This is a genomic window from Leptodesmis sp., assembly GCF_052746595.1.
Genome location: NZ_JBRAGO010000048.1, coordinates 26,674 through 33,728 on the forward strand (window position 1 = coordinate 26,674; position 7,055 = coordinate 33,728).

The following is a 7,055-nucleotide window of genomic DNA, read 5'->3' on the forward strand; positions in this document are numbered from 1 at the left end:
AGTACCGTAAGGAAAGCACAACTGGTTTCCCATAGGGTTGCTGGCCGTCAACCGAACCAGCAAAATTCATCAAATGATTTTTGACCAGACAGCAGAAGTGCGACTAAGAATCGGGTGACTGGCTTGCTGAAGTGGTAATCAGGTTTGCTATCAATGGTTCTGTCAGGGTTTGCCGAGTGTTCGCCAGGATGAGTTGCAGGTAAGCCCAGAGACGATCGCGCTGTTTGGGAACCACCTGATACAGATAATTGTCCTGCCGGGAAAAGAGGGGCGCGGCAAGATGAACCAGTTCTTTCGTTGGGGAGTGGGCATCCGTTGCAAACAGCATGGCACTCGCGCGACCAGGTACTAGCCCTGTAGGGATCTGCCCTTCCAGGAAATTCAGGATCGCGGTTTCACAGTCGTCAGTGTTCAGTCCCTGCTCCTTCAGTCGTTGTAGGATGCGAGAACTGGATAGGGGTTGCTTTGGTTGGCTGAGAAACGCTTCCAGCAACTGGCGTAACAGAAAGAGTTCGCTGTACTGATGGCGCATCCGATCCAGAACGCCAGGAAACAGTGGTAGCAGTGATAATCCTGAACTAATGCGTTGATGACTGACCGCAGTAGCCCCCTCTTCTAGTCCTGGATCTTGAATGATTTGGGCTGTGGGAAATTTGGCTTGCAAGCTCTGGGCGATCGCTGGGATAGAAGCTGTGCCCCCGGTACAAATCACCTGTCGAATAGCCTCAAAGCTAGAACCAGCCTGAATCAGTAACAGACTTAACTCCCGGTGAATTTGTTGCAAATAGGGTGCCATGACCCAGTGATGAAAATCAGTTTGGCGCAGGCTGTAGCATTCCTGTTTCCAGGCAAAGGTGGCATCTCCCTGAACCAGTTTGAGTTTCAGCGATCTAAGCTGGGTTAACAACTGTTGTCCTAAGTCACTGCTTGCGAGTTTCTGCTGCAATTGGTAGCGAATTTCTAAGTCAGGTTCTCCCGCCAAAGGGGTCAGTAGATCTGTGAGTTCTGCCCAATTGCCCTGCAAGGGGTACAACAACTGACAAAGAATATCCTGATCGAGGGCATTGCCGCCATAAGAGCAGCGACGCAGCACCAGGTCTGAACGCTGCAGTTCGTAGGGATTGTTAGGCAGATGGGCCAACAGAAGATCGGTACTGGTCGCTCCCGCACTGATGACCAAGACAACTTCAGTGAGTGCTGTTGGAGCGTCGGGATCCAAGAGAGCAGTTGATTCAGCAGGAGCCGCTACCTGCTTTGGTTGGTGCAGTTCTGATAACAAGGCCGCGATCGCCTCTTCCACGAAGAAAATTTGTTCCGGTTTGGATACCAGGCCAGTCGCCAGCACAATCTCACGCAGGTTGAAACAATAGGCATCGGAGGCTCCCACGGGATAGCTCAGGATTACTCCTGCCAAATGGTTCATCACTTGATTCAGTGTAGAGGTATCTAATCCGACGGCTGTGCAACCTGTTTCTGTGGCATTTGTTTTAGGATTGGCCAGAGGAGTTAAGCGGGCCACCAGAGACTGTTCTACTGTTGCTAAGGGGATAGCCTGACCCAGCGATCGCTGAATTTTGGGTTCCCACTCGTGAGTTTGGGGAGAACAGAAAGGAATGGCTACATTTAGGTAGGGCTTAAAGCTATGCAATGGAGGAACTAAAGAACCAGTGGAGGAACTGGATTCAGGCCAGGATAAGGGGTGCTGTTGAGACGTAATTGGATTAAACAAAACCGCTGCGATCGAGGTGGTGCCAATATCCAGACCTAGATACCAGGCTTTGGCCCCCGATTGCGAGGAATCCTGGAATGAATTGGGAGAAGACAGTTCAGTTAGCGCTTTTTTTTTCGAAATCTGATGGTGGGGTTGCAGGGGGTACTTCTGTTGCATCAGGAGCCGCGATCGGTCCCATCAGGCTTTCAAATGCCTCATCCAGATTTTGCTCTGAAATGTCTGTGGAAGCCGTCTCTGGAGTAGAGGATTCGGCAACAAATAAGTTTTCCGCTTCAATAAATAAACTATCTAATCGTTCTAGCTGAAATGGGGGCACATTTCCGACCTCTGGTTTTTGCACCACAGATGAGGGCTGGAATGGAGGAATCTCTTTGATGGGGGGATTTCGGCTGCCGATCGCAGGAGAGGCTGTGGACGGACTAATCGGATTTACATCCTCAAAGATGTCATCCATGCCTTCTAGCGTAAAGGGTGAGGTGTAATCCTCTGCTGGAATTTCAGGTGTAGAGGACGGGGAGGAGGATGCAGCGGGTGGAATGGTTGGTGCAAGATCGGCAGCAAATTTATTCAGGGTAAAAGCTGGTGGGGACGATAGGGGAAGATCCCTGGGTTGAGCGATCGCCGATTCCTGATGCACATCAGCAGACCCAAACTCATGGCTAAAGTTTTCTAAATTGACCAGATCCTCATTCAGACTAGAGAGCGTCAACTCATCTAGTTCCAGATTGGGAGCTACCGCATCTGTTGGGGCATCGGGTAACAGATTTTCATCAAAGGCTGCCCGAGTATATTGTTCCTCCAGAGCATCTTCTAAAGGATCGGGAGCACCCTCAAACTCGTGCTTTTCTGGTGAGAAGAGTTGCGGAGGGGTGGGTGCGTCACTCTGGCTCAATTCACTGTAGGTCTGTTCAACGGGAACTGCGATCGCCCTATCATTTCCTGCGGAAGTGCTGGGTGGTGGCGCGATTGGAGGTTCAACGGGAGTGGAATGTTCCTGTTCCGTCTGAACATCGCTAAATAAATCAGCCAGGGAACTGATTTGATCTGACGCTGAAAACAACACAGCCTCTTGATCAACAGCAGGTGGGGAAGGAATGACCAGATCGGGCCGATTTGGGGACGCTTCCAGGTCGGTTAAGTCATCCAACAGGTTGTCAGGAAGCTGAATCGGGGGTAGAGTTGGGGCTTCCCCAAACAGGTTTTCCAGGAATAGTTCTTCACTAGCAGAGGGCGGCTTTGCAACGGTAGGAGCGATCGAGGATAAGGTTGCTTTGGGTGCAGGTTCAGATTGCGTTTCAGGGGTAGGTTCAATCTCAGCTCCCCCCCCCTGAGATGCCCCAAACAAGCTCTGGTAGAACTCATCCAGTTCATCCCGTGCGTCAGCGGGAATTTCTGGTAGAGCAACATCCTCTCCTGTGAGCGAAGTACTGCCGAGCATAGCATCCAATTGGGCTTCTGCATCTGCCACAGCCAGGGAAGGGAAAGCTGTATGCAATTCCGTACTCAAGTTTTCCAGAAGTTTCAGGGCGGCATCAATCTCGGTGGACTCCTCTTCATGCTGAGCCACCGCTGCAGGATGCTCGGTAGCTTCCTGAGAGGCCGGGTGCAGCGAGGTTGCTGGTGCCAATTCCAAATCGCTTAAATCCAGAGTGGGCAAGGTTGGTTCCTGTTGCGTGGCGGCGGCTTGCGGTGGCTGTTCCTGGCTTCTGGCAAAATCTAACCAGGCGGCGATCTCAGCATTGGCGGCTGAATCCGCTGGCAAGGGAGGCAACTCTACTGCAGGTGTTGCTGAAACAGTTCCTTCTGGGTAGGAACGATCTGCTGTCAAGATTTCTGTACCTGCATAGGGAAAATTAGGGACAAATGAGGGAGATGGGGCAGAGGAAGCGACCGGACTTACTGGGGGGGAGGAGACAGATTCTGGAGCAATCTCAGTTTTTGAAGTCGGAGGAGTTGCTGGAGTCGGAGGTTGGGATGTTGGATTGGTGCCAGTAATAGAAGTGGGATGCGATCGGGAAATCTCAGCGGTAGACGGCAAGTAAGCAGAGACTTCCTGCCGGAGCTGTTGAGCCAGCATTTCTACTAGCGCTTTGAACGTCATTTCGCTCTGCTGCCCCAAACTGTGCATCCGTTCCAGTCCCTGGGCAAGCGAGTCCTGGTAGGTCTGAATATTTCGTTGCAACGATTCAAAGACGATATTTAAGGTCGCATCCAGGTTGACCAGCATCTGGTCAGAGCGTCTCCGGAGAGCCTGGAACTGTTCATATTGCGTTGTGGACAGGGCTGAGGGAGGCATTCCTGTACCCAACATATAATCAGAACGGGGCGGAAAAGGGTGACCTCCTGTTGGGCTAAGGGCTTGAGCAATTTGTTGAGTTAAGTGTTCCTGGAGGCGATTCATTGAGACCTGAATCAACTCGGCGCTGGCCGGGTGCTGGTTCGGAGAGGTCAGACTGGCTCGTAGTTGACTGATCTCCTGCAATACTCGCTCCAACAACTGCTGAGTTGTGTCACTGGCAGGGGAGGGGGGTTCAAAAGCGGGCGATCGGGTTGGTTCCTGGGAAGGTTGGTAGTACAGATCCTGCGACAGAATAGCTGCGCCTGGGTCTGGACTTGCTGGAGCGATCATTGGTTGTTGTAGAGACACTAAATAATTTCGTACCCGCTCCAACACCTGCCGCTGTTGGGTAGCCTCTCCTGATGCTCTCCAGAGCAGACGCGGGTTGGTCTTTTGGAGAACACTATCAATCTCAGCGATTAATGCCTGGATTTGATCCTTCTGAGAAATCACAATCTAACCCCTGATAGTAACGAGTAGAAGAGGGCTAAGGATACGGTGATTTGACGCTTGAGTAGAAAACCATCAATGTAGTGCAAGCCGTATCCCCTCAAGCTATAGTGGTCTAAAATTGCTCCCTAATATCACCCCGATAACAAAACCCTTTTGTGCAATTGATTCTATTGTGTACTATTGGCTCTATTCTGTTGCACAAGTCTACTTTAGGAGCCTGGGAGAATGGCAGGTTTCTAGAAAAATCAACTCAGTTTTGATCTTACCGTTGCCAAACTTTGAGAGGATTATGTGAAGTCTTATTGCATAGGCCCCCTGCGATTCCTTAATTTCTCGTTATTAGTGGGAAGTTCCTTTAAAGGTAGTCCCTGTTTTTTTATAGATATCCAAGGAAAGTTTGAGTTCTTTCAACTGAATTGTGCCAGTAGATTATTATTTATTCTGACCTGAGAACTCTTAATGTTGCACTCGATGGAAGATCGGTTTAGTTCTCGAGATCACTCTCCTAGCCTTTCCATTCGCTTGGCCCCTTTCTTTGAGGGATTACCGGAGGAAGCCGTGGAGCGGGCAACGGCGAATGTGGTCATCCGTAGTCACCCCCCCAATCAAGTCATTTTGCTGGAAAATGATTGGGGCAGTTCAGTTTATTTTATTTTAAGCGGTTGGGTAAAAATTCGGACTTACAACCTGGATGGACGGGAAGTAACTCTTAATATTTTGGGAAAGGGGGAATTGTTTGGGGAGATGGCTCCCCTGGATGAGGTTCCCCGATCGACCGATGTCATTACCCTGGCTCCTACCGTGATTGGGAATATGCCTGCTCAGGACTTTGTCCGGCTGCTGAATACGGAGCCTCAAGCGGGGATCCGGTTAGCTAAGTTAATGGCTCGTCGTCTGCGACAGGTCAACCGACGGCTACGCTTGCGGGAGTCGGATAGTATGTCGCGGGTCGCGGATATTCTGCTCTTCCTGGCTGATGGTCAAGGGAAGCAAGGAGCCAATGGCACAGAAATCCCTAACCTGCCGCATCGCGAACTGAGTAGCTTAAGTGGTCTGGCCCGCGAAACCGTAACACGGGTACTCAGCAAGCTAGAAAAGAAAGGGTTGATCAGCCGCGATCGCGATGTTCTTTGCATCCCCGACACCCATGCGCTGGAACGATTGATGCTCTGAAGGGTTATCCTCTTGTTCCCACTGTGGCTGGCTCTAGCAGAGGGATCAGCTTCAGGCCAAATTGCTCTTCAAAGCTAGATTTTTTGTTCTCCAGGCTCCAGAGTTCCAGGGCACAGTCATCACCGGGACGAGTGGCTTGCAAATGCAGGTGCAGTTCTCCTCGATCGGGACGAAATTCGCAGGTAATCTGCTGGATCGCTCCAATCTGGCGGCGATCAAGGGCAACGGCCAACCGTAGTAAGGGACTGAGTTGGTCAACCATGTGGCGGTGGGGTTTACTGGTCAGATTGCGATAGTTTTCGTGTTTCTTCTTGGGGTTGTTTTTCCGGTGATAGCGAGCCAGATTGGCGATCGTCTCTATCTCCGTTTCTGTAAACCCCAGCAGTTCTCCGTTGCGGATCAGGTAGTAGGAGTGTTTGTGGTGGGCGGAATGACTGATGAAGTGGCCGCAATTGTGCAGGATGGCAGCGGCCCACAGCAGTTCCCGTGCTTCTTCGTCCCACTGGTGCAGCACGCCCTGAGTTTGATCAAATAAGCTCATGGCAAAGGCGGCTACTCGTTCGCTGTAAATTAGATTCACTCGATATTTTTGGGCAATTTTCAGGACACTGCGCTGGCGAATCGAACTCTGGTAACGCAGCCGATCTTCAATCAGGCCATGAGTTAGCATCCAGTCTACAATTACGCCTTCCCGCAGCGATCGCTCACAAATGGTGATCCACTCCAGGCCCAGCAGCGTCATCGCTTCCTGCAGAATTAAGGCTCCGGCCAGAATGATTTCCGCCCGTCGATCGTTCATTCCGGGTAGTTGGGCGCGATCGTGACAATTGAGACGACGGAAGCGATGCACCATCTCTCGCAGGTCTTGCAGGTTGAAACGATAGCCATGCAGGGGAGCAGGTACAACTCCCAGGTGTTCGCGGGCGTGCAGGGTTGCCAGGGTTTCGATCGTGCCAGAAGTGCCGACCAGCTTGGGAACTTCGCCCGGTCGCAAATGGGCCTGCAATTCTTCTACAGGCCGTTCCAACATTCCTTGGATATAGGCTTGCAAGGTTTGAAACTCTTTTGAGCTGATGGGATCAGTGCTGACATATTCATTGGTCAAGCGGACGGCCCCAATTTTGGTACTGCTGAGGGAACGGGGATCATGGCCATCGCCCAGAATCAGTTCCGTAGAGCCACCCCCAATGTCAATCACAATATGGGGTTTCCCATCGAACTCAATATCCGACAACACCCCCAGATAAATTCGACGGGCTTCTTCTACCCCAGAGATGAGATTAATCCATAACCCCAACTCGGAGGCTACCCGCTGTAAAAAGTCTCGCCCGTTGGGGGCTTCCCGCACTGCACTGGTGG

General features: G+C 51.3%; 4 protein-coding genes and 1 pseudogene. 2 read left to right on the forward strand and 3 right to left on the reverse strand.

The window, feature by feature from the left end:
• Positions 1–22: 22 nt before the first annotated feature.
• Positions 23–118 (forward strand): annotated as a pseudogene (locus ACUVQO_RS12145) (HHL1-like protein); the annotation flags it as partial.
• Here ACUVQO_RS12145 and ACUVQO_RS12150 read toward each other — a convergent pair.
• Together ACUVQO_RS12150 and ACUVQO_RS12155 are read right to left on the reverse strand one after the other, a co-directional pair.
• Positions 104–1,888: a hypothetical protein gene (locus tag ACUVQO_RS12150; protein WP_445926140.1), complete on the reverse strand. Its 1,785-nt coding sequence runs from the start codon at positions 1,886–1,888 to the stop codon at positions 104–106. The pseudogene ACUVQO_RS12145 and the gene ACUVQO_RS12150 overlap by 15 nt on opposite strands.
• Positions 1,827–4,523 (reverse strand): hypothetical protein, encoded by a 2,697-nt coding sequence (locus ACUVQO_RS12155; protein WP_445926141.1) that lies wholly within the window; start codon positions 4,521–4,523, stop codon positions 1,827–1,829. Before ACUVQO_RS12155 ends, ACUVQO_RS12150 begins: the two co-directional genes overlap by 62 nt.
• A 459-nt stretch (positions 4,524–4,982) precedes the next feature.
• On the opposite strand from ACUVQO_RS12155, the gene ACUVQO_RS12160 reads away from it, so the two are divergent.
• Complete coding sequence (locus ACUVQO_RS12160; RefSeq protein ID WP_445926142.1) at positions 4,983–5,696, forward strand: Crp/Fnr family transcriptional regulator; 714 nt, start codon at positions 4,983–4,985, stop codon at positions 5,694–5,696.
• 4 nt (positions 5,697–5,700) lie between these two features.
• Here the strand turns inward: ACUVQO_RS12160 and ACUVQO_RS12165 are convergent.
• The coding region (locus ACUVQO_RS12165) for a Ppx/GppA phosphatase family protein (protein ID WP_445926143.1) at positions 5,701–7,055 on the reverse strand (1,355 nt) is incomplete at its 5' end.

Bases quoted from the DNA above. Each gene is read 5' to 3' on its own strand.
- ACUVQO_RS12150 (WP_445926140.1), bottom strand. From the start codon at position 1,888: ATGCAACAGAAGTACCCCCTGCAACCCCACCATCAGATTTCGAAAAAA.
- ACUVQO_RS12160 (WP_445926142.1), top strand. From the start codon at position 4,983: ATGTTGCACTCGATGGAAGATCGGTTTAGTTCTCGAGATCACTCTCCT.